The 22,071-nt window shown below is 70.7% G+C and carries 18 protein-coding genes; 6 read left to right on the top strand and 12 right to left on the bottom strand.

Features of this window, described 5'->3' with window-relative positions; translation table 11 throughout:
- Window positions 1–116 precede the first annotated feature (116 nt).
- The 4 genes from infB to rimP all read right to left on the bottom strand — a co-directional run bounded on the left by infB (window position 117) and on the right by rimP (window position 5,348).
- On the bottom strand, window positions 117–3,272 hold the full coding sequence (gene infB / locus QF027_RS34620) for a translation initiation factor IF-2 (RefSeq protein WP_306975712.1): 3,156 nt from the start codon (window positions 3,270–3,272) through the stop codon (window positions 117–119).
- Window positions 3,273–3,434: 162 nt separating this feature from the next.
- The gene (locus QF027_RS34615; RefSeq protein WP_306975713.1) at window positions 3,435–3,716 is read right to left on the bottom strand and encodes a YlxR family protein; all 282 of its coding nucleotides are present in this window, start codon (window positions 3,714–3,716) and stop codon (window positions 3,435–3,437) included.
- Between the two features lie 124 nt (window positions 3,717–3,840).
- Window positions 3,841–4,833 carry a transcription termination factor NusA gene (gene nusA / locus QF027_RS34610; protein WP_306975715.1) on the bottom strand — a complete coding sequence of 331 codons (993 nt, stop codon included), beginning with the start codon at window positions 4,831–4,833 and terminating at the stop codon, window positions 3,841–3,843.
- Between the two features lie 2 nt (window positions 4,834–4,835).
- Entirely contained in the window at window positions 4,836–5,348 is a 513-nt protein-coding gene (rimP, locus tag QF027_RS34605) for a ribosome maturation factor RimP (protein ID WP_307079030.1), read from the bottom strand.
- Window positions 5,349–5,523: 175 nt separating this feature from the next.
- Here rimP and QF027_RS34600 point away from each other — a divergent pair, with 175 nt between their 5' ends.
- From QF027_RS34600 to QF027_RS34590, 3 genes are read left to right on the top strand one after another with little or no spacing between them, the layout of a single operon-like run.
- Window positions 5,524–6,045 (top strand): hypothetical protein, encoded by a 522-nt coding sequence (locus tag QF027_RS34600; protein WP_306975719.1) that lies wholly within the window; start codon window positions 5,524–5,526, stop codon window positions 6,043–6,045.
- Window positions 6,042–6,527: a ferritin-like domain-containing protein gene (locus QF027_RS34595; protein ID WP_306975721.1), complete on the top strand. Its 486-nt coding sequence runs from the start codon at window positions 6,042–6,044 to the stop codon at window positions 6,525–6,527. Before QF027_RS34600 ends, QF027_RS34595 begins: the two co-directional genes overlap by 4 nt.
- A 28-nt stretch (window positions 6,528–6,555) precedes the next feature.
- The gene (locus tag QF027_RS34590) at window positions 6,556–7,446 is read left to right on the top strand and encodes an aminoglycoside phosphotransferase family protein (RefSeq protein ID WP_306975723.1); all 891 of its coding nucleotides are present in this window, start codon (window positions 6,556–6,558) and stop codon (window positions 7,444–7,446) included.
- Window positions 7,447–7,494: 48 nt separating this feature from the next.
- Here QF027_RS34590 and QF027_RS34585 read toward each other — a convergent pair whose 3' ends face one another.
- The 3 genes from QF027_RS34585 to QF027_RS34575 form a co-directional block, all read right to left on the bottom strand.
- Window positions 7,495–9,198 carry a proline--tRNA ligase gene (locus tag QF027_RS34585; RefSeq protein ID WP_306975725.1) on the bottom strand — a complete coding sequence of 568 codons (1,704 nt, stop codon included), beginning with the start codon at window positions 9,196–9,198 and terminating at the stop codon, window positions 7,495–7,497.
- Between the two features lie 72 nt (window positions 9,199–9,270).
- Complete coding sequence (locus tag QF027_RS34580; protein WP_306975727.1) at window positions 9,271–9,801, bottom strand: GNAT family N-acetyltransferase; 531 nt, start codon at window positions 9,799–9,801, stop codon at window positions 9,271–9,273.
- Window positions 9,802–9,850: 49 nt separating this feature from the next.
- Window positions 9,851–10,699 (bottom strand): GNAT family N-acetyltransferase, encoded by an 849-nt coding sequence (locus QF027_RS34575; RefSeq protein ID WP_306975730.1) that lies wholly within the window; start codon window positions 10,697–10,699, stop codon window positions 9,851–9,853.
- Window positions 10,700–10,824: 125 nt separating this feature from the next.
- Between QF027_RS34575 and QF027_RS34570 the strand changes: the two genes are divergently transcribed.
- Window positions 10,825–11,562 (top strand): hypothetical protein, encoded by a 738-nt coding sequence (locus tag QF027_RS34570; RefSeq protein WP_307079028.1) that lies wholly within the window; start codon window positions 10,825–10,827, stop codon window positions 11,560–11,562.
- A 10-nt stretch (window positions 11,563–11,572) separates the two neighbouring features.
- Here the strand turns inward: QF027_RS34570 and ispG are convergent, their stop codons facing one another.
- The 4 genes from ispG to QF027_RS34550 form a co-directional block, all read right to left on the bottom strand.
- Complete coding sequence (gene ispG, locus QF027_RS34565; RefSeq protein WP_057616679.1) at window positions 11,573–12,730, bottom strand: flavodoxin-dependent (E)-4-hydroxy-3-methylbut-2-enyl-diphosphate synthase; 1,158 nt, start codon at window positions 12,728–12,730, stop codon at window positions 11,573–11,575.
- Between the two features lie 343 nt (window positions 12,731–13,073).
- Window positions 13,074–14,366 (bottom strand): M50 family metallopeptidase, encoded by a 1,293-nt coding sequence (locus tag QF027_RS34560; RefSeq protein ID WP_306986515.1) that lies wholly within the window; start codon window positions 14,364–14,366, stop codon window positions 13,074–13,076.
- 8 nt (window positions 14,367–14,374) lie between these two features.
- A complete protein-coding gene (gene dxr, locus QF027_RS34555; RefSeq protein WP_307079026.1) occupies window positions 14,375–15,631 on the bottom strand; it encodes a 1-deoxy-D-xylulose-5-phosphate reductoisomerase in 1,257 nt (418 codons plus the stop codon).
- A gap of 75 nt (window positions 15,632–15,706) precedes the next feature.
- Window positions 15,707–17,638, bottom strand: coding sequence for an acyl-CoA dehydrogenase family protein (locus QF027_RS34550; protein ID WP_306975737.1), 1,932 nt, complete (start codon window positions 17,636–17,638; stop codon window positions 15,707–15,709).
- A 601-nt stretch (window positions 17,639–18,239) separates the two neighbouring features.
- Here QF027_RS34550 and QF027_RS34545 point away from each other — a divergent pair.
- Together QF027_RS34545 and QF027_RS34540 are read left to right on the top strand one after the other, a co-directional pair.
- Window positions 18,240–19,253 (top strand): LacI family DNA-binding transcriptional regulator, encoded by a 1,014-nt coding sequence (locus QF027_RS34545; protein WP_306975738.1) that lies wholly within the window; start codon window positions 18,240–18,242, stop codon window positions 19,251–19,253.
- Window positions 19,254–19,337: 84 nt separating this feature from the next.
- Window positions 19,338–21,377 carry a glycoside hydrolase family 31 protein gene (locus QF027_RS34540; protein ID WP_306975740.1) on the top strand — a complete coding sequence of 680 codons (2,040 nt, stop codon included), beginning with the start codon at window positions 19,338–19,340 and terminating at the stop codon, window positions 21,375–21,377.
- Between the two features lie 55 nt (window positions 21,378–21,432).
- Here QF027_RS34540 and QF027_RS34535 read toward each other — a convergent pair whose 3' ends face one another.
- The gene (locus tag QF027_RS34535; protein ID WP_307079025.1) at window positions 21,433–22,056 is read right to left on the bottom strand and encodes a chorismate mutase; all 624 of its coding nucleotides are present in this window, start codon (window positions 22,054–22,056) and stop codon (window positions 21,433–21,435) included.
- Window positions 22,057–22,071 lie beyond the last annotated feature (15 nt).

Below are 22,071 nucleotides of genomic sequence, written 5' to 3'. Positions count from 1 at the left end.
GTTCGGGGTACGGGCGCCGCGCTTGGACGCCAATACGGGGAACCGTACACGCAACGGCCGGGGCCGATCGACGGATATTACGTCCGCCGACCGGCCCCGATCGCGTGCTACGACGATCAGCCGCGCGGCTTCTCGCGCATCTCGTACGTCGCGATGACGTCGTCGACCTTGATGTCGTTGAAGTTTCCGAGGTTGATACCACCCTCGAAGCCTTCGCGGATCTCGGTGACGTCGTCCTTGAAGCGACGCAGACCGGAGATGGTGAGGCTCTCCGCGACGACCTTGCCGTCGCGGATGAGGCGCGCCTTGGTGTTGCGCTTGACCTCGCCCGACCGGACCAGGACACCGGCGATGTTGCCCAGCTTGGACGACTTGAAGACCTCGCGGATCTCCGCCGTACCGAGCTCGACCTCTTCGTACTCCGGCTTGAGCATGCCCTTGAGGGCTGCCTCGATCTCCTCGATCGCCTGGTAGATGACCGAGTAGTAGCGGACGTCCACACCCTCGCGCTCGGCCATCTGCGCCGCACGGCCTGCCGCGCGGACGTTGAAGCCGATCACGATGGCGTCCGAGCCCATCGCCAGGTCGATGTCCGACTCCGTGACCGCACCGACACCGCGGTGCAGGACGCGGATGTCGACCTCTTCGCCGACGTCCAGCTGGAGCAGGGAGGACTCGAGGGCCTCGACGGAACCAGAAGCGTCACCCTTGATGATGAGGTTGAGCTGCTGGACCTCGCCGGCCTTGAGCACCTTGTCCAGGTCCTCGAGCGACACACGGCGCGTGCGCTTGGCGAACGCGGCGTTGCGCTCACGGGCGGCGCGCTTCTCAGCGATCTGACGGGCCGTACGGTCCTCGTCGACCACCAGGAAGTTGTCGCCCGCACCCGGGACGTTGGTCAGGCCCAGGACCTGGACCGGCGTCGCGGGTCCGGCCTCGGCGACGTTGTTGCCGTTGTCGTCGAGCATGGCGCGCACGCGGCCGTAGGCGTCGCCCACCACCATCGTGTCGCCGACCCGCAGCGTGCCTCGCTGGACGAGGACCGTCGCCACGGCACCGCGGCCGCGGTCGAGGCGGGACTCGATCGAGATGCCCTGCGCGTCCTGGTTCGGGTTGGCCCGCAGGTCGAGCGAGGCGTCGGCCGTCAGGATCACGGCCTCCAGCAGGGAGTCGATGTGCAGACCCTGCTTGGCGGAGATGTCGACGAACATGGTGTCGCCGCCGTACTCCTCGGCCACCAGGCCGTACTCGGTCAGCTGACCGCGCACCTTGGTCGGGTCGGCACCCTCGACGTCGATCTTGTTGACCGCGACGACGATCGGGACGTCGGCCGCCTTGGCGTGGTTGAGCGCCTCGACCGTCTGCGGCATGACGCCGTCGTTGGCCGCGACGACCAGGATCGCGATGTCCGTCGACCGGGCACCACGGGCACGCATGGCGGTGAACGCCTCGTGACCCGGGGTGTCGATGAAGGTGATCGCGCGGTCTTCTTCGTTGACCTGGGTCGAGACCTGGTAGGCACCGATGTGCTGGGTGATGCCGCCGGCCTCGCCCGCGATGACGTTCGTCTTGCGGATGGCGTCGAGGAGTCGGGTCTTACCGTGGTCGACGTGACCCATGACGGTCACGACCGGCGGACGGACGACCAGGTCCTCGTCGTCGCCCTCGTCCTCGCCGAACTCGATGTCGAAGGACTCGAGCAGCTCGCGGTCCTCCTCCTCGGGGCTGACGATCTGAACCGTGTAGTTCATCTCGCCCGCGAGGAGATGCAGCGTCTCGTCGGAGACGGACTGCGTGGCCGTGACCATCTCGCCGAGGTTCATCATGACCGCGACGAGGGACGCCGGGTTGGCGTTGATCTTCTCCGCGAAGTCGGTGAGGGAGGCACCGCGCGACAGGCGAATGGCTTCGCCGTTGCCGCGAGGCAGCATCACGCCGCCGACCGACGGGGCCTGCATGGCCTCGTACTCCTGGCGCCTCTGCCGCTTCGACTTGCGACCGCGACGCGCGGGACCGCCGGGACGACCGAAGGCGCCCTGCGTGCCACCACGGCCACCGGGACCGCCGGGACGACCACCGAAGCCGGGACGACCGCCGCCGCCACCGCCGGGACCACCCGGACGGCCGGCGAAACCGCCGCCACCGCCACCGGGACCACCGGGACGACCGGCGAAGCCGCCGCCACCACCGGGACCGGCCGGACGACCGGCGAAGCCGCCGCCGGGACGACCGCCGCCGCCACCGCCGGGACGACCGCCGCCGCCGGGACCGCGGCCGCCGGGGCCACCGCCGCCGGGACGCGGGCTGCCGGCAGCCGGACGCTGCGGCATCATGCCGGGGTTGGGACGCGGGCCGCCGGGGCCACCGCCGCCGGGACGGGGACCGCCCTGCGGACGGGGCATGCCGCCCGGGCTCGGACGCGAGCCGCCCGGAGCCTGCGGACGGGGACCGCCCGCCGCGCCCTGGGGACGGGGACCGCCCTGGCCCTGGCCCTGCGGACGCGGGGCGCCGCCGGGACGCTCACCGGGACCGCCAGGGCCGCCGGGGCGCGGGGCACCGCCCGGACGGGGCGCCTGCGGGCGCGCCATACCGGTGGAGCCACCAGAGGTGAAGGGGTTGTTGCCCGGACGGGGACCGGCCGGACGAGCGCCGGGACGGGCACCCTGGCCGCCCGGACGCGGAGCGCCGGGACGGTCGCCGCGCTCACCGCGGCCCTGGCCACCCTGGCCGGGACCGCCGGCGGGACGCGGGGCGCCCGGACGCGGGGCCTGGGAGGCCGGACGCGGAGCACCCGGACGCGGGCCGGAACCCTGGCCCTGGCCGCCCTGGCCCTGGCCCTGGGAGGCCGGTGCGGCGGGAGCCGCCGGGGGTGCCGTGAACTCGGGCGTGGTCGGAGCCGGGGACGCCGGGGCGGGCCGCGGCGCGGGCTTCGGGCCCGGAGTGGGACGGGAGCCGGGAGCGGCCGGGGCGGCGGGAGCCGCGGGCCTCTCGGCGGCGGCCGGCTTGGGAGCCGGCGGGCGCGGGGCGGCCGGACGGGCGGCCTGCGCGGGAGAGGGGGCTGCCGGCCTGGCCGGGGCAGCCTTGCGTGCGGGGGCGGACTTGCCGCCTCCGTTGCCCTGCTGGAGGGCGTCCGTCAACTTACGGACAACGGGCGCTTCGATGGTCGAAGACGCCGAACGGACGAATTCACCGAGTTCTTGGAGCTTGGCCATGACGACCTTGCTCTCCACCCCGAACTCCTTGGCGAGTTCGTATACCCGGACCTTAGCCACTTCGCTCCTTTTAGGTCCGGGTGCGTCCGGACCGTCGCTACTTCATGGGCGTACTCATCGCGTGCTCATCGAGTGCTCATCGCAATCTCGACCTACTTCCAACTCGCGGGGTACCAGGGCCGCACGGGGGTTCCGCGCGACGCTTCTTACGGTGTTGCCTGCTCAGCAACTGTCTGTCTGCTCGACGTACTGGCGCAACGCCTTTATGTCGAGCGCTCCCGGGGCGCGCAACGCCCTCGTGAACGCCCGGCGGCGTACCGCCTGGTCGAGACAGACCAGGGCGGGGTGTACGTACGCACCCCGGCCGGGCAGCGTACCGCGAGGATCAGGGACGCATGCGTCCTCGATCGCCACGATGCGCAGCAGATCGGTCTTGGCCGCTCGCTGCCTGCACCCCACACAGGTGCGTTCAGGGCGTGCTCGGGCGGGCGTCCGGCCAGACACTCTTAAGTCTACCTCCCCGTACCGACCTCACCCCTTCGGGGCAGCGATCGAACGGTTGTTGTCGTGATCTAAGCCACCTACGGCTTGGATCTATTCCCCAGCGCCAATGCGCCGGCGCCATGCGTCAGCGCTCTTCGCCGGCCTGCTCGGTGTCCGGCCGGATGTCGATCCGCCAGCCGGTGAGCCGGGCCGCGAGCCGGGCGTTCTGCCCCTCCTTGCCGATGGCGAGGGAGAGTTGGTAGTCGGGGACCGTCACCCGCGCGGAGCGGGCGGCCATGTCCACGACCTCGACCTTGGACACCCGGGCCGGCGACAGCGCGTTGGCGACCATCTCGGCCGGGTCGTCCGACCAGTCGACGATGTCGATCTTCTCACCGTTCAGCTCACCCATGACATTGCGCACACGTCCGCCCATGGGACCGATGCAGGCGCCCTTGGCGTTCAGGCCCGACCGGGTGGACCGTACGGCGATCTTGGTGCGGTGACCGGCCTCGCGGGCGATCGCGGCGATCTCGACGGACCCGTCGGCGATCTCCGGCACCTCCAGGGCGAAGAGCTTCTTCACCAGATTGGGGTGCGTGCGGGAGAGGGTGACGGACGGACCGCGCACACCCCTGGCCACTCGTACGACGTACGACCGCAGCCGCATCCCGTGCGGATACGTCTCACCGGGGACCTGCTCCTGCACCGGCAGGATGGCCTCCAGCTTGCCGATGTCGACGAGCACGTTCTTCGGGTCACGGCCCTGCTGGACCACACCCATGACGATGTCGCCCTCGCGCCCCGCGTACTCGCCGAGCGTCGCGTCGTCCTCGGCGTCGCGCAGCCGCTGCAGGATGACCTGCTTGGCGGTGGTGGCGGCGATACGGCCGAAGCCGGAGGGGGTGTCGTCGAACTCGCGGGCCTCCTGACCCTCCTCCAGGTCCTCGGGGTCCTCCTTCGCCCACACGGTCACATGGCCGCTCTCGCGGTTGAGCTCCACGCGCGCGTGACGGCGGCTTCCCTCGGTGCGGTGGTAGGCGATGAGGAGGGCCGACTCGATCGCCTCGACCAACAGGTCGAAGGAGATCTCCTTCTCCCGTACCAAGCCCCGCAGGGCACTCATGTCGATGTCCACGGCTACGCCTCCTCTTCCTGCTCGTTTTCGTTCTTGCTGTCCTTGCGGCTGAACTCGACCTGCACGCGTGCCTTGTCGAACTCGGAGAAGGCGAGTCTGCGGGCGGTGGCCTTGCGGCCCTTCACGCCGGGCACTTCGACGTCGAGGCCTTCGTCGTCGACGTTCAGGATCCTGGCGACCAGCTCGCCGCCCTCGGTCAGCTGGAACTTCACCAGCCGGCCCACGGCGCGCACGTAGTGACGGTGCTCCTTGAGGAGGCGCTCCGCGCCCGGGGTGCCGACCTCGAGGGTGTACTCCCCCGCGCCCATCGCGTCGCTCTCGTCGAGCTTCGCCGAGAGCGCGCGGCTCACATCGGCGATCTGGTCCAGGTCGGCACCGGTGTCCGAGTCGACGACGACGCGCAGCACTCGCTTTCGCCCTACGGAGTCCACTGCGATCTCTTCGAGATCCAGGCCCTGGGAGGTGACGAGCGGTTCCAGGAGCTCTCGCAGCCTCTCGCTCTGGGTGGTGCTCATCCGGGTGACTCCTCGGCCGCGTGTGCTGTTGTGGGTAGGTCGCGTGTCTGGTGAAAGGGTATCCGGTCGCAGGGGGTGTTGCCGTCCAGGTGACCTCGGATGCGCGGGTACCGTGATCGCCAGCGGGGTGACCTCCCGCCCGTGTGTTCGTACGAGCTTCCTGAGGACGTCTGTCGTGCCGTACCCCCCTCCGCCGCGCGTCCCCTCGTGGCCGCGCAGAAGATCCCTGCTCGCCTCGGTCGCCGGGGGCGCCCTGCTGGTCGGCTGCTCCGACGGGACCGGGAGCACCGAGGAGGGCACCGCCGGCAGTCCGTCCGTCGTCGAGCGGGCACGCGTGCGTGCGGCTCGGGACAGCCGGGGGATCGTCGAGCGGTACGACGCCGTCCTCGCCGCCCATCCGGCGCTGGCGGAGCGGGTGGGGCCGTTGCGGGCGGAAGCCGTGCGGCATGTGGAGGCGTTCGGGGAGACGGTCGCCAAGTCCTCGCCCACCGCGTCGCAGGCCTCGCCCGCACCGTCGGTCACGGTGCCCGCGACCGAGAAGGACGCCCTCGCCCAGCTCGCCGCCGCCGAACGGGCGCTCGCGGACCGGCGGGCCAAGGCGCTGCTGGACGTACCGGGCGAGCTGGCCCGGCTGCTGGCCTCCGTGGCGGCGGCCGGTGCGGCGCACGCCTATCTGCTGATGGAGGGGACCCGGTGAGCGACGACAACGACAAGGAGCTGGAGGCCTTCCAGAAGGCGCTGGCCGCCGAGCACGCGGCCGTGTACGGCTACGGCGTCGTCGGCGGCCGGATCGGTCAGGGCCGGCGAGCGGAGGCGAAGGCCGCCTATGACGCCCACCGGGCCCGGCGGGACGGGCTGGTGCGCCAGGTGCGGAACATGGGCGGAAAGCCGGTGGCCGCGGCCGCGGCGTACGCGCTGCCCTTCCCGGTGCCGGACTCGGCCGCGGCGATACGGCTCGCCGCCGATCTGGAGGAGCGGGTGGCCGGGGTGTACTCCGACCTGGTGCGGGCAACCGAGGGCGGGCGGCGGAGCACGGCCGCCGAGGCGCTGCGGGAGGCCGCGGTGCGGGCGGTGCGCTGGCGCGGCGAGAGCGTAGCCTTCCCTGGGCTCGCCGAGCGGGCGGTCACGGTGTCGTCCTCGGCCTATGGCCCGGTTTCTTCGTCAGCTCCCACGGCGTAACGCGGTACAGGAAGGAAACGACTCGCGCATGGCTTTCGAACCACCGCAGCGGCTGGTGCGGGCGCTCGGCGAGAGCGCGCCGGACGGTGACGACTGGGTGGAGAGGCTGCCCGAGACCGCCGAACAGGCCGTCGCGCTGCGCGAGTTGACCGTGGAGCGGGTTCAGGTGCCCGGGGGACGCAGCAGCCTCGTGGTGCTCGTGCGGCGCGCTGACGGGACACCGGCCGTGCTCAAGCTGGCCCCGGCCCGAGCCCGGCCGGAGAGCGAGCGGGCGGCGCTCGCGCACTGGGACGGGCGGGGGGCCGTACAGCTGCTGGAGCCCTTTGTCGCCGAGGGAGTGCTGCTGCTCGAGCGGCTGCATCCGGATGTGTCCGTGCGGTCCCTGCCGGAGGCGAAAGCGCTGCTCGAGGCTGCCGGGGCGCTGCGGCGGCTGTGGGTGGAGCCGCCCGGTGACCATGTCTTCGAGACGGTGGCCGAGCGGACCGGGCGGCAGGCCTCGCTCATGCGGGGTGCTTCCGCGGAGGTGGCGGGACTGGTGAGCGCGGCTCTCGATGCGCGGGAGTCGTTGCTGGCCGCGCCGCCGGAGGAGCGGTTGCTGCATGGGACGTTCCGGCAGAGCAAGGTGCTGTCCGGTGTGCGGTCTCCCTGGCTGGCTGTCGGGCCTGATCCTGTCGTCGGGGAGTGCGCGTTCGATCTCGCCCGGCTGGTGCGGGACCGGGTGGAGGACCTGATCGCCTCGCCGTCGGGGGCGGCGACGACCCGCCGGCGGATCAAGCGGCTTGCGGAGTCACTGGAGGTGGATCAGGAGCGGTTGCGGGGGTGGACGTTGTTCCGGGCCGTGGAGTCGGGGGTCCGGGCGCTGCGGGTGGGGCGGCCGAAGGACGCCGAGTTGCTGTTGGAGTTCGCCGGGTGGCTCTGAGGCCGTACGGCGGCGGCCGCCGGTGCGACGGCCGCCGTACGTTCCCTCTCAAGCGGTCAGGCGGGCGATCGCCTCGTCCACCGTCAGCTCCTCGCGCTCACCGCTGCGGCGGTCCTTGAGCTCCAGGACGCCCTCGGCGGAGCGGCGGCCCGCGACCAGGATCTTCGGTACGCCGATGAGCTCGGAGTCGGTGAACTTCACACCCGGGGAGACACCCGCGCGGTCGTCGACGAGGACCCTGAGGCCCGCCTCACGCAGCTTCTCGGAGACGTCGAGGGCCAGTTCGATCTGGAGGGCCTTGCCGGCGGCGACGACGTGCACGTCGGCCGGGGCGACCTCGGCGGGCCAGCACAGGCCCTTGTCGTCGGCGGTCTGCTCGGCGAGGGCGGCGACCGCGCGGGAGACGCCGATGCCGTAGGAGCCCATGGTCACACGGACCGGCTTGCCGTTCTGGCCGAGGACGTCGAGCTTGAGGGCGTCGGCGTACTTGCGGCCGAGCTGGAAGATGTGGCCGATCTCGATGGCGCGGTCCAGCTTGAGGCCGGTGCCGCACTTCGGGCACGGGTCGCCCTCCTGGACGACCACGACGTCGACGTACTCGTCGACCTCGAAGTCACGGCCCGCGACGACGTTCTTCGCGTGCGTGTGCTCCTTGTTGGCGCCGGTGATCCAGGCGGTGCCGGGGGCCACCCGCGGGTCGGCGATGTACTTCACCTTCTCGCCCAGGCCCTGCGGACCGACGTAGCCGCGGACGAGGTCGGGGCGGCCGACGAAGTCCTCGGCGCTCACCAGCTCCACGGCGGCGGGCGCGAAGTGCGCCTCCACCTTGTCCATGTCGACCTCGCGGTCGCCGGGGACGCCGACGGCCACGATCTCACCGTCGACCTTCACGAGGAGGTTCTTGAGGGTGTCGGAGGCCTCGACGCCGAGGTGGGCGGCGAGGGTCTCGATGGTCGGGGTGTCGGGGGTGGGGATCTCCTCGAGGGCGGCGACACCGGCCGCGTCCACCGGCTTCAACTCGTAGGTGATCGCCTCGGTGTTGGCCGCGAAATCGCAGTTCGGGCAGTCCGCGAAGGTGTCCTCGCCGGCCTCGGCGGGGGCGAGGAACTCCTCCGACTTGGAGCCGCCCATCGCGCCGGCGGTGGCGGCGCAGATGCGGTAGTCGAGGCCCAGACGCTCGAAGACCTTCTGGTAGGCCTGGCGGTGCAGGGCGTAGGACCGGGCCAGGCCCTCGTCCTCGGTGTCGAAGGAGTACGAGTCCTTCATCAGGAACTCGCGGCCGCGCAGGATGCCGGCCCGGGGGCGGGCCTCGTCACGGTACTTGTGCTGGATCTGGTAGAGGATGACCGGCAGGTCCTTGTAGGAGGACGCCTGGTCCTTCACGATCAGCGTGAAGATCTCCTCGTGGGTCGGGCCGAGGAGGTAGTCGCCGCCCTTGCGGTCCTGGAGCCGGAACAGTTCGGGGCCGTATTCGTCCCAGCGTCCGGTCGCCTCGTACGGCTCCCTCGGCAGGATGGCGGGGAGCAGCACCTCCTGGGCGCCGATCGCGTCCATCTCCTCGCGGACGATCCGCTCGACGTTGGCCAGCACCTTCTTGCCGAGCGGCAGCCAGCTCCAGATACCGGCCGCGGTCCGGCGGACGTACCCGGCACGGACGAGCAGCTTGTGGCTGAGGACCTCGGCGTCCGCCGGGTCGTCGCGCAGCGTCTTCGCCATCAACTGGGACATGCGCTGGACCGGTGCGTTCGCCATGGTTCTCGTACTCCTGCTGCGTCTAGGTGATGCCAGGAGGGTAGCCGGGCGGGCTGGGCCGGTGGAAATCCGTCAGCGGCGGCGCAGGGGCAGCGGTGCGCCCATCACGGCGTACGGCTTCGGGGCGCTCGGGAAGAGGACCTGGCGGGCGAGGTCCTGGTAGCCGAGGGAGTGGTACAGGCCGCGGGCCGGGCTGTCGGTGTCGATCGCGGAGAGGATCGAGCGGGGCTCCGCGGCGCTGTCGGTGATGGTGGTGATCAGGGTGCGGCCGATGCCGCGGTTCTGGTGGTGGGGGTGGACATGGAGCTCGGTGATCACGAACGAGTCGTCGAGCCAGATGTCGTTGTGCTGGGCGCGGAGGTAGGGCTCCACGACGGTGGACCACCAGTGGGTGCGGTCGTTGGGCATGCCGTACACGAATCCGACCAGGTGCCCTCCGACGGTCGCGCCGAGGGCCCTCGCGCCGGGATAGGTCATGTGGCGGAGCACGATCTGGCGGCGGACCGCTACCTCGTCGACGCCGAGGCCGAATGCGATGGCCTGTACTGCCAGGGCCTCGTCCACGTGGGCGGACAGGTCCAGGGGGCCGATGACGAGGTCCATGCGGGCAGCGTACAGGGGGGTTTCAGGTGTGTGCCGGGGGCGGGTCGGCTCAGAAGAGGATGCTCATGAAGGCGCCGATCTCCTGGAAGCCCACCCTCGCGTAGGCCCGCCTCGCCGGGGTGTTGAAGTCGTTGACGTACAGGCTCACCACCGGTGCCACGTCCGCCAGGGCGTACCGCAGTACCGCCGCCATGCCCGGGGCCGCCACTCCCCTGCCCCGGTACTCGGGGGCCACCCACACACCCTGGATCTGGCAGGCCCGGTCCGTCGCGGCGCCGATCTCCGCCTTGAAGACGACCTTGCCGTGTTCGTCGAGGCGGGCGAAGGAGCGGCCGGAACCGACCAGTTCGGCGACGCGGGCCTGGTAGAGCAGGCCGCCGTCGCCGGCCAGCGGGGAGACGCCGACCTCTTCCGTGAACATCGCCACGCACGCCGGCATGATCGTTTCCATCTCGTCCTTGCGGATGCGGCGGACGTACGGATCCGGGGCGATGTCGGTGGGCATGCGGTCGGTGACCATGAGGGGCTGCTGGGCGCGGACCTCCCGCGCCGGGCCCCAGCTGGGTTCCAGCAGGCGCCAGAGCTGGGCGGTGGGTTCGGCGGGGCCGACGATGGAGGAGCAGCGGCGGCCGGAACGCCGGGCGCGGTCGGCGAAGGCGCGGACGGCTCGGGGGGTCGCGCAGATCGGGACCAGGTTGGCGCCGGCGTAGCAGAGGGACGTGAGCATGCCGTCCTCGTACCAGCCCCACATCTCGCCGCCGAGCCGCCACGGGTCGAGGCCGGCGACCTGCACCCTCGACGTCACGAAGGCGTTCGCGACCGGATCGCGGTCGAGCACGGCGAGCGCGGCGTCCAGGTCGCTCGGTTCGAGGACCCGGGAGGTCGTCTGGGTCAACACGGGCGGGGCCTCACACTGGGGTCTGCTGATCTCCGCACTGTACCTGCGGAAGCTGAGCCGTGCCGCCCCCGGTTCGGGGGCCGTTCGTTGCTGACACGCCCGACCCGCGCTGATAGGAACGTCGGATGATCTCGACCCCAGTGCGATCCGACGCCCGGAACTGGCCCGACGAGCAGCTCGCGGAGTTGTTCGGCGAGGGCTTCCCCTCGTTCATCACCGCCGACCGGCTGGTGAAGGAGTACATCGGCCGGGTACGGGAGTTCTTCGCGGGGCTGGATCTGATGCTGCTGGACGCGGACGGGGTTCCCGTCGCCGCCGGATGGGGGGTGCCGCTGCGGTGGGACGGCCGGGCCGACGCGCTGCCCTCGGGGTACACGGACGCGCTGGTGTGGGCCGTCGAGGGTCATGAGCAGGGCATCGAACCCGACACCCTGGTGATCTGCGGGGCGATCGTCACCCCGTCGCTGACGGGGCAGGGGCTCGCCGGGCGGATGCTCACCGCCTTGCGGGAGGCCGGACAGGATGCGGGGCTGGCGCGGGTCATCGCGCCCGTGCGGCCCACGACCAAGGCCCGCTATCCGCTGACGCCCATCGAGTCGTTCCTGCGATGGCGACGGGAGGACGGCACCGCCCTCGATCCCTGGATCCGGACCCACGAACGGCTCGGCGCCCGGATTCTCGCGCCGGCCCCCGTCTCACAGACGATGACCGGCACGGTCGCCGAGTGGGAGGGCTGGACGAGCCTCGCCCTCCCCGAGTCCGGCGACTACGTCATCCCGGAGGGGCTGAGTGTGCTGCGGGTCGACCGGGACGCCGACGTCGGCCTCTATCAGGAGCCGAACGTCTGGATGCGGCACCGGTGAGCCACGGGCGTCAGCCCGCGACCGACACCGACGGCTCGCCGGAGGCGATGCCCTCCGCCTCCATCTGCTCGGCGATCTTCATCGCCTCTTCGATGAGGGTCTCCACGATCTTCGACTCGGGGACGGTCTTGATGACCTCGCCCTTGACGAAGATCTGGCCCTTGCCGTTGCCGGAGGCGACGCCGAGGTCGGCCTCGCGGGCCTCGCCGGGGCCGTTCACCACGCAGCCCATGACCGCGACGCGGAGCGGGACCTCCATGCCGGTCAGGCCCGCGGTGACCTCTTCGGCCAGCTTGTAGACGTCGACCTGGGCGCGGCCGCAGGACGGGCAGGAGACGATCTCCAGGCCTCGCTGCTTGAGGTTCAGGGATTCCAGGATCTGGTTACCGACCTTGACCTCCTCGACCGGCGGGGCACTCAGCGACACCCGGATGGTGTCGCCGATGCCCTGGGAGAGCAGCGCGCCGAAGGCGACGGCCGACTTGATGGTGCCCTGGAAGGCGGGGCCGGCCTCGGTCACGCCGAGGTGCAGCGGGTAGTCGCACTGGGCGGCGAGTTGGCGGTACGCCTCGACCATCACGACCGGGTCGTTGTGCTTGACCGAGATCTTGATGTCCCGGAAGTCGTGCTCCTCGAAGAGGGAGGCCTCCCACAGGGCGGACTCGGCCAGCGCCTCAGGGGTCGCCTTGCCGTACTTCTGGAGCAGCCGCCTGTCCAGGGATCCGGCGTTGACGCCGATCCGGATCGGCGTGCCGTGGTCCTTCGCGGCCCGCGCGATCTCCTTGACCTTGTCGTCGAACTGCTTGATGTTGCCCGGGTTGACGCGTACGGCCGCGCAACCGGCCTCGATCGCCGCGAAGACGTACTTGGGCTGGAAGTGGATGTCCGCGATCACCGGGATCTGCGACTTGCGCGCGATGGTCGCGAGGGCGTCGGCGTCGTCCTGGGTCGGGCAGGCCACGCGCACGATCTGGCAGCCGGACGCCGTGAGCTCGGCGATCTGCTGGAGCGTCGCGCCGATGTCCGAGGTACGCGTGGTCGTCATCGACTGGACAGAGACCGGGGCGTCGCCGCCCACAGCCACCGTGCCGACCTGGATCTGCCGGCTCTTCCGGCGTTCGGCGAGCCTGGTCGGAACGGACGGCATGCCGAGAGAAATCGCAGTCATCTGCTGTGCAACCCCAAGTCGTGGATCAAGGTCCAGGTCCCGTCAGCGCCGGGCTCCGGACTTCGAGATTACGGCAAGGGACCGGGCGCGAGCACATCACGGCCGTCAAACCCGCCCAATGGAAGACGGCCCGGCACAGAGCATGCCGGGCCGCCTCGAACGCCGTATGACTAGGAGATTCTCACCGGGTCAACCACACGGGCACCCAGCGAGATACTGGGCTGTGGCTCAGCGATCGGTCCCGAGCTGATGGACAGCACCGGAGCGGTTCCGTGGCTCAGCGCAGGAGTGCCCTCTCCCTCCTCGCTGAGGATCTCCACGAACTTCGGAAAATGACCGGTTCTCAGCTGAGGCGGACCGGGTTGACCACATCGGCGACGAGCACCAGCAAGGTGAAGCAGATGAAGATCCCCGCCACCACATAAGCGACCGGCATCAGCTTCGCCACGTCGAACGGGCCCGGGTCCGGGCGCTTCAGGACCTTCGCCAGGTTGCGGCGCAGGGACTCCCACAGGGCGCCCGCGATGTGGCCGCCGTCCAGGGGCAGCAGCGGGAGCATGTTGAAGAGGAACAGGGAGAGGTTGAAGCCCGCGACCAGCATCAGCGCCATGGCGAGTTGCTGGGTCGGGGGGATGTCGAGCGTGAAGATCTCGCCGCCCACCCTCGCCGCGCCGACCACGCCCATCGGGGAGTCCGGCTCGCGCGGGGCGTCGCCGAAGGCCGCGTTCCACAGGGCCGGGATCTTGCCGGGCAGGGCGGCCAGGGAGTCGACGGCCTCGCCGACGCGGTCACCCATCCAGACCAGGGAGTCGCCGAAGTCCTGCTTGACGATGCCGGTGGCCGCGCTGAAGCCGAGGAAGCCGGCGGTGACGTACTCGCCCTGGACGTACTGCCCGCTGGAGTCCTTCTTGGCGACCTGGTTGCTGGCGATCTTCGCGGTGAGGGTGACGTCCTTGCCGTCGCGCTCGACGACTATCGGGACCGTCTTGTCGGGGTTGGCGCGGATGAGGTCGGAGAGCTTGTTCCAGTCATCGGTCTTCACGCCGTTGAACGCGATGATCTTGTCGCCCGCCTTGAGGCCGGCGGCCGCTGCCGGGGAGGCGGGGTCGGAGGCCTTGCAGTTCTCGCGGTTCTGGCTCTGGGCGATCACGCACTTGGAGACCGAGCTGACCGTGTTGGTCTGCTGGGAGATGCCGAAGCCCATGAGGACCGTGAGGAACAGCGCCACCGCGAGGATCAGGTTCGCGAAGGGGCCCGCGAACATCACGATGACGCGTTTCCAGGGCTTACGGGTGTAGAAGAGGCGTTTCTCGTCGCCGGGCTGGAGCTCCTCGAAGGCGGCCGAGCGGGCGTCCTCGATCATGCCGCGCCAGGGGGAGGTGGAGCGGGCGCTGATACGGCCGTCGTCGCCGGGCGGGAACATGCCGATCATGCGGATGTAGCCGCCGAAGGGGACGGCCTTGATGCCGTACTCCGTCTCGCCCTTCTTGCGCGAGAAGACGGTCGGTCCGAAGCCGACCATGTACTGCGGCACGCGGATGCCGAAGAGCTTGGCGAAGGACAGATGTCCCAGCTCGTGCCACGCGATCGACACCAGAAGGCCGAAGGCGAAAAGCCCTGTGCCGAGGATGAACATCAGGGTCGTCATGCACGGGCCTCCGCCGTCTGTGCCGTCAGTTCCCGGGCCCGGGTCCGCGCCCAGGTCTCCGCTTCGAGGACGTCCGCGACGGTGAGCGAGGTTCCCCCGCGCGGGGTGCCGTGCTCGTCCACCACCCGGGTCACGGTCTCCATGATCCCGTTGAACGGCAGCGCGCCGGCCCGGAAGGCCTCCACGCACTCCTCGTTGGCGGCATTGAACACCGCCGGGGCCGTGCCCGCGAGCTGTCCCACGTGTCTCGCAAGGTTGACCGAAGGAAACGCGTCGTTGTCGAGCGGGAAGAACTCCCAGGTCGACGCCTTGCTCCAGTCGAAGGCGGGCGCCGCGTCGGGGACGCGCTCGGGCCAGCCGAGACCAATGGCGATCGGCCCGCGCATGTCGGGGGGCGTCGCCTGGGCGATCGTGGATCCGTCCGTGAACTCAACCATCGAGTGGACATACGACTGGGGATGCACGACCACCTCAATGCGGTCGAAGGGAATGTCGTAGAGGAGGTGTGCCTCGATGACCTCCAGCCCCTTGTTGACGAGCGTCGCGGAGTTGATCGTGATGACCGGGCCCATGGCCCAGGTGGGGTGGGCGAGGGCGTCCTCGACGGTCACCTGAGCGAGGTCGGCTCTGGTACGGCCGCGGAAGGGGCCGCCGGACGCGGTGACGACGAGCTTGCGTACGTCGGCCCTGGTCCCGGAGGCCAGGGCCTGGAAGAGGGCCGCGTGCTCGGAGTCGACCGGGATGATCTGCCCGGGCTTGGCGAGGGACTTCACCAGCGGGCCGCCCACGATGAGCGACTCCTTGTTGGCGAGCGCGAGGGTGCGGCCCGTTTCCAGGGCGGCGAGGGTCGGGGCGAGGCCGATGGAGCCGGTGATGCCGTTGAGGACGGTGTGCGCGTCGGAGGCGGCGACCTGTGTGGCCGCCTCCGGGCCGGCGAGGATCTCGGGGAGCGGCTCGCCCGTGCCGTAGAGACCGCTGAGCGCTTCGCGCAGCTGCGGTACGACGTCCTCGCGGGCGACCGCGACGGTCCGCGCCTTCAGCCGGTGCGCCTGCTCGGCGAGGAGCGCGACCCGGCCGCCGTTGGCGGACAGTGCGGTCACCCGGAACCGGTCGGGGTTGCGCAGCACGAGGTCGATGGCCTGGGTGCCGATGGAGCCCGTGGAGCCGAGGATCACCACGTCCTTGGGACCGTCGCCCGGGAGGGGGTCGTAGACCAGGTGTGGGTCGGCGAGGGGGGCTGGACTGTCGCTCATCCCTCCATTGTGGCCGTAAGAGCGGTGTAGGAGGACAGCGCGTCCCCGTCTCCGGGGGCGCGCTGTCGTGAGTGGTCAGCGGATGGGCCGGTGCACGTTCTCCTTCTCGGAGGGGCCGGGGGTCGCGTCCGCGATCCAGACGCCCTCGCCCGAGGGGTCGACGATGCCGTCCTCCAGCCAGGCGTAGGTGCCGGACATGACTCCCTTGACGACCTTGCGGTCCTGGTCGTCGGTGTTGTTCCAGAGGCGGCCGAAGAGTTCCTCGACGCGCAGGCGGGACTGGTGGCAGAAGGCGTCGGCGAGCTGGTAGGCCTCGCGGCCGTGGGATTCGGTGGTGTAGAGGAGTTCGGCGCGTACGCAGGCCGCGCTCATCGCGAAGAGTTCGGCGCCGATGTCGACGATGCGGCCGAGGAAGCCCTGCTTGGTCTCCATCCGGCCCTGCCAGCGGGACATGGCGTAGAAGGTGGAGCGGGCGAGTTTGCGGGCCGTTCGTTCGACGTAGCGCAGGTGTACCGAGAGGTCCACTTCGCGCTTGAACTCGGCGTAGGAGGTGGGCAGTTGGCCCGGTCCCGCCACCAGCTTCGGGAGCCACTTGGCGTAGAAGACGCCCGCGTTCGCGCCCGCCTTCGCCTTGTCGCCGAGGGACTTCTCCGGGTCGATGAGATCGCCCGCGACCGAGAGGTGGGCGTCGACGGCCTCGCGGGCGATCAGCAGGTGCATGATCTCCGTGGAGCCCTCGAAGATGCGGTTGATGCGCAGGTCGCGCAGGACCTGCTCGGCGGGGACCGCCTTCTCGCCGCGGGCCCTGAGGGACTCGGCGGTCTCGAAACCCCGGCCGCCGCGGATCTGGACGAGTTCGTCGGCGACGAGCCAGGCCATCTCGGAGGCGTAGAGCTTGGCGAGGGCGCCCTCGATGCGGATGTCGTTGCGGTTCTCGTCGGCCATCTGGCTCGAGAGGTCGAGTACGGCCTCCAGGGCGAAGGTCGTCGCCGCGATGAAGGAGATCTTGGAGCCGACGGCCTCGTGGTGGGCGATCGGCTTGCCCCACTGTTCGCGGGCCGCGGACCACTCGCGGGCGATCTTCAGGCACCACTTGCCGGCGGCCACGCAGGAGGCGGGCAGCGAGAGACGGCCGGTGTTGAGGGTGGTCAGGGCGATCTTCAGGCCTGTGCCCTCGGGGCCGATGCGGTTGGCCGCGGGCACCCGGACCTGGTGGAAGCGGGTGACGCCGTTCTCGATGCCGCGCAGGCCCATGAAGGCGTTGCGGTTCTCGACGGTGATGCCGGGTGAGTCGGTCTCCACGACGAAGGCGGTGATGCCGCCCTTGTGGCCCTCGGACTTCGGGACGCGGGCCATCACGACGAGCAGGTCGGCGACCACGCCGTTGGTGGTCCACAGTTTCACTCCGTCGAGGATGTAGTCGTCCCCGTCGGGTACCGCGCTGGTCGCGAGGCGTGCCGGGTCGGAGCCGACGTCCGGTTCGGTGAGGAGGAAGGCGCTGATGTCGGTGCGGGCGCACCGGGGCAGGAACCGCTCCTTCTGCTCCTGCGTGCCGAAGAGCTTCAGCGGCTGGGGTACGCCGATCGACTGGTGGGCGGACAGCAGCACGCCGATCGCGGGGCTCGCGGAGCCCACGAGGGCCAGCGCCTTGTTGTAGTACACCTGGGTGAGGCCGAGGCCGCCGTACTTGGTGTCGATCTTCATGCCGAAGGCGCCGAGCTCCTTGAGCCCGTCCACGACGTCGTCGGGGATCCGGGCCTCGCGTTCGATGAGGGCGCCGTCCACCCTGGTCTCGCAGAAGTCGCGGAGCTTGGCCAGGAAGTCCTCGCCGCGCTGGGCGTCCTCGTCGGGGGGCATCGGGTGGGGGTGGATGAGGTCGAGCCGGAAACGCCCGAGGAACAGTTCCTTGGCGAAGCTGGGCTTGCGCCAGTCCTGTTCCCGGGCGGCCTCCGCCACCTCGCGGGCCTCGCGCTCGGTGACGACGGGCTTGGTGGACGGTGCGGACATCAGGCTCACCTCGTCGTGAATCGGGATCTTGGGTGCCGTATGGTTACCGACGGGTGCTACCCGATCGTATGTACCCGATCCGGGGCGAGGCCACCACCCTGCGTGCGGCCGTTCAGCCGATGTCGACGGAAAACGACTTGGTGTCCAGTCGGCCGGTGCCCGTGCAGCACCGGATGCCGCGCACGTAGTTGTCGTGGCTCGGCGGCTTACGCCGGACGAGTGGCTGGGCGGCGGCGGCGGACTGCTCGAGGTGGGTGGTACCGCTGGTGCTCGTCCGGCGGGACCCTCACCTTCCGCACCCCGCCCCAGGTGTACCGTGCCCATCCCGCTCTCACCGGGGTCCCCACGGGCTCCATGGCCCCCCGCGGCCAGTCGTGGTAGGCAGGAAGGCGTACCCCCGTCGCGGCCGTGAACGGGCAGGCCGGAGCGGGTTCGCCGGTGTCGGGGCCTTGTTCGTGCGTCGCTCGCACGAGAGTCCTTGTCGAAGCGCTTCGACAACCTATGGACACCCACTCCCGGGGGAGCTACTGTCGAACCACCCTCACCCGCCCCTGTTCGCACTGCGCACTGTCGAAGCGCTTCACAAAGCTTGGAGAGCTGGATGGTCACCCTCGCCGAGGTCGCCCAGCACGCCGGAGTCTCGGCGAGCACGGTGAGCTATGTCCTCAGTGGCAAGCGGTCCATCTCGACGAGCACCCGGCAGCGGGTCGAGGAAAGCATCCGCGAGCTCGGCTACCACCCGAACGCCGGCGCCCGCGCCCTCGCCAGCAGCAGGTCGAACATCATCGCGCTGATGATCCCGCTCCGCACCGACATGTACGTGCCGGTGATGATGGAGATCGCCATCGCGGTGGCCACCACCGCACGGACGCACGGGTACGACGTCCTGCTGCTCACCGGCGAGGAGGGTCCCGACGCCGTACGACGCGTCACCGGCAGCGGGCTCGCCGACGCGATGATCCTGATGGACGTCGAACTCGACGACGAGCGGCTGCCGTTCCTGCGCGGCACCGACCAGCCCTCCGTGCTCATCGGCCTCCCCGCCGACACCTCCGGACTCACCTGCGTCGACCTCGACTTCCGGGCCACCGGCGCCCTGTGCGTCGAACACCTCGCGAAGCTCGGCCACCGCGACATCGCTGTCATCGGCGAGGCCCCCGCCGTCTACGAACGGCACACCGGCTTCGCCGAGCGCACTCTGGACGGACTCCGGTCGCGGGCCCAGGAGTTGGGCGTACGACTGCTGCACCGGCCGTGCGACGGCGGGTACGACGCGATGGCCGTGACGCTCGCCCGCGTCCTCGACGAGCGTCCGTCCACCACGGGCTTCGTCGTGCAGAACGAGCAGGCGGTCGAGCCGCTGCTCGCGCTGCTGCGCCAGCAGGGCCGGGCCATTCCCGAGGACGTCTCGGTGGTCGCGATCTGCCCCGAACAGGTCGCCGTCCAGGCCTCGGTGCGGCTGACATCGGTCGCCATCCCCGCACAGGAGATGGGCCGGCACGCCCTGGAGCGGCTGGTCGCCAAGCTGGAGGGCCGCGGTGAGGACGAAGTCGTCCTGATCGAACCCGAGTTGACGGTCCGGGCGAGCACGGGCCCGGCGCCTTCGGCGTCCTGACACCTCACACACCAGACCTCACACACCACGCGTCCCGTGCCGGTGCGGCACGCCCCTGTCTGCATTCCTTCAGGAGCACTCCTCGTGAATCAGCCTGCCGAAAGCCAGCCCAAGGTCACTCTCGCGCAGTCGTCCCCCACCGTCGGCACGTTCCGGGAGCGGGACGGCGCGCTGGAGTGGAGCGGGCGCCAGGAGACCGTCCGTGTCGAGCCCTGGGGTCCGGACGCGGTCCGGGTGCGTGCCCGGCTCGGCGGGCCGATCCTCGAGGGGCTGCCGGGCGCCCTGCTCGACGAGCCGCCGGCCACCGAGAGCACGGTCAAGATCGGTGACGGGGAAGGCCAGCTGACGGTGGGCGCGCTGACCGTCCACGTCGACGCCGAGGGGCAGCTCCGCTTCCTGCGCACCGCGGACTCCGCCGAGCTCCTCGCGGAGGCCCGCGCCCACTTCTGGTGGCCCGGCTCGCGTCTGTACACCGCGGTCGGCAACGGCCACCACCGTCTCGAGCAGCGCTTCGCCGCCTACGACGACGAGAAGCTGTACGGCCTCGGCCAGCACCAGCACGGCAAGCTGGATCAGAAGGGCCTGGTCCTCGACCTGATCCAGCGCAACGCCGAGGTGGGCATCCCGGTTCTCGCCTCCAGCCGCGGTTACACCCTCCTCTGGAACAACCCGGCGATCGGCCGCGTGGAACTCGCCCGCAACGGCACGCGCTGGGTGGCCGACTCGGCCCGCCAGATCGACTACTGGATCACCGCCGGCACCCCGGCCGACGGTCAGCGCCGCTACAGCGGAGTGACCGGCCGGACGCCGATGCTGCCGGAGTGGGCGGCGGGCTTCTGGCAGTGCAAGCTGCGCTACCGCACCCAGGACGAACTCCTGTCCGTGGCACGGGAGTACAAGCGGCGCGGGCTTCCCATCTCCGCGATCGTCTGCGACTTCTTCCACTGGACGCACCTCGGCGAGTGGAAGTTCGACCCGGCCGAGTGGCCCGACCCGGCGGCGATGGTCCGTGAACTGGAGGAGCTGGGCATCAAGTTGGTGGTGAGCGTCTGGCCGTCGGTGTCGCCGCTCAGCGAGAACCACCCGGTCATGGAACAGCGCGGCTACTTCATCGGCACCCAGTACGGCCCGATGGCGCACGCCGACTGGCCCGACAAGGGGGTCGCCTCGACCGTCCAGGTCGCCTTCTACGACGCCACGAACCCGGAGGCCCGGGAGTTCATGTGGTCGAAGGTCCGCGACAACTACCTTGCTCCGTACGGCATCACGGCCTTCTGGCTGGACGCCTGCGAGCCGGAGCTCAAGCCCGGCTTCCAGGAGAACCTGCGCTACTGGGCGGGGCCCGGCCTCGAGGTCGGCAACATGTACCCGGCCGAGAACTCCCGCACCTTCCACGAGGGCCTGACGGCCGCCGGCGAGGAGGTCATCACCCTCAACCGCTCGGCCTGGGCGGGCAGTCAGCGCTACGGCGCCGCCCTGTGGTCCGGTGACATCGGCACCGACTTCCCGACCCTGCGTGAGCAGATCGCCGCGGGTCTCAACACCGCGATGTCCGGCATCCCGTGGTGGAACACGGACATCGGCGGCTTCCACGGCGGCGACCCGGACGACCCGGCGTACCGCGAGGTCATGGTCCGCTGGTTCCAGTTCGGCACGCTGTCGCCCTTGATGCGGCTGCACGGCTTCCGCGACCCGGGCATGCCGCTGGGACCGGAGATGACCGGTGGCCCGAACGAGGTGTGGTCGTACGGCGAGGAGGCCGGCGCGATCATGGAGAAGTACCTGCGGCTGCGCGAGCGGCTGAAGCCGTACGTCCTGAAGGTCATGCGCGAGGCCCACGAGGAGGGCCTGACGCCGATGCGGCCGCTCTTCCTGGAGTTCCCGGACGACCAGGCGGCGTGGACGGTCGACGACGCCTACCTCTTCGGCGCGGACCTCCTGGTCGCCCCGGTTCTCACGGCGGGCGCGACGGCCCGTACGACCTATCTCCCGGCGGGCGCGACCTGGACGGACGCGTGGACCGGTGAGACGTACGAGGGCGGCAGGACGGTGACCGTCGACGCCCCGCTGGACCGCATCCCGCTGTTCCTGCGGGACGGGGCGCGGCTTCCGGTGGCGGAGTAGCCGTACCGAAGCGGCCGGTCCCACGGGGGTGGGCCGGCCGCTTCGTCGTGTGGGGTCAGCTACCGCAGACCGAGCGCAGGGCGCGGGCCAGGGCCCTGGTGTGCAGGGCGTCGAGGTGGTCCTCGTGACGGACCTGGAGGGCGGCGAGCAGGAGCTCGGGACGGCAGGTGGCCGCCGCGCCCCGGTCGTCGGCGGTGGTGGCGAGGGCCTCGACCAGCGCGCCGGTCACTCGGTTGATCTCCTGCCGTACGACGCTCAGGTCCGGCTTGGTCGTCGGTGCCTCGTCGGGGTGGTCGCTCCACCGCTGGAACAGGCCGCGCTGGACGATCTTGTTCGCCTCGATCTGGTCGCGGAAGATCACTCGGATCTCGTCCGGGTCGGCGCCGAGCTGCTGGGCCTGGGCGGCGACGTTGTCGAGGACCTGCTGTTCGCGGGCGGGGTCGTCGATGGGGCTGTCGGTGCCCCACTTGGCGGCGGCGACCAGGTCGGCGGTGGCCAGGCGTTCGGCGGCGAGTTCGACGACGGGGTGCAGGGCGGAGAGGGAGCGGGCGGTGGCGTGGGGTGCCGCGGCCGTCCCGGAGAGGGGAACCGCGACCGCGGAACCCGTCGCGGTGAGAACGACGGCCGCGGTCGCGGTCACGGTGATCAGGGCACGTCGGAGGGGGGTGGTGGTACGCATGCCCCCATCACGCCC

It is taken from the genome of Streptomyces canus (assembly GCF_030816965.1).
In the GTDB taxonomy this organism is placed as follows: domain Bacteria; phylum Actinomycetota; class Actinomycetes; order Streptomycetales; family Streptomycetaceae; genus Streptomyces; species Streptomyces canus_E.
This window is presented reverse-complemented; position numbering and strand designations above follow the sequence as displayed.

Excerpts from the sequence above, each read along its gene's own strand:
- rimP (WP_307079030.1), bottom strand. The coding sequence starts at position 5,348 with ATGAGCACCACCCAGAGCGAGAGGCTGCGAGAGCTCCTGGAACCGCTC.
- QF027_RS34590 (WP_306975723.1), top strand. The coding sequence starts at position 6,556 with ATGGCTTTCGAACCACCGCAGCGGCTGGTGCGGGCGCTCGGCGAGAGC.
- QF027_RS34585 (WP_306975725.1), bottom strand. The coding sequence starts at position 9,198 with ATGGCGAACGCACCGGTCCAGCGCATGTCCCAGTTGATGGCGAAGACG.
- QF027_RS34580 (WP_306975727.1), bottom strand. The coding sequence starts at position 9,801 with ATGGACCTCGTCATCGGCCCCCTGGACCTGTCCGCCCACGTGGACGAG.
- QF027_RS34570 (WP_307079028.1), top strand. The coding sequence starts at position 10,825 with ATGATCTCGACCCCAGTGCGATCCGACGCCCGGAACTGGCCCGACGAG.
- ispG (WP_057616679.1), bottom strand. The coding sequence starts at position 12,730 with ATGACTGCGATTTCTCTCGGCATGCCGTCCGTTCCGACCAGGCTCGCC.
- QF027_RS34560 (WP_306986515.1), bottom strand. The coding sequence starts at position 14,366 with ATGTTCATCCTCGGCACAGGGCTTTTCGCCTTCGGCCTTCTGGTGTCG.
- dxr (WP_307079026.1), bottom strand. The coding sequence starts at position 15,631 with ATGAGCGACAGTCCAGCCCCCCTCGCCGACCCACACCTGGTCTACGAC.
- QF027_RS34550 (WP_306975737.1), bottom strand. The coding sequence starts at position 17,638 with ATGTCCGCACCGTCCACCAAGCCCGTCGTCACCGAGCGCGAGGCCCGC.
- QF027_RS34545 (WP_306975738.1), top strand. The coding sequence starts at position 18,240 with ATGGTCACCCTCGCCGAGGTCGCCCAGCACGCCGGAGTCTCGGCGAGC.
- QF027_RS34535 (WP_307079025.1), bottom strand. The coding sequence starts at position 22,056 with ATGCGTACCACCACCCCCCTCCGACGTGCCCTGATCACCGTGACCGCG.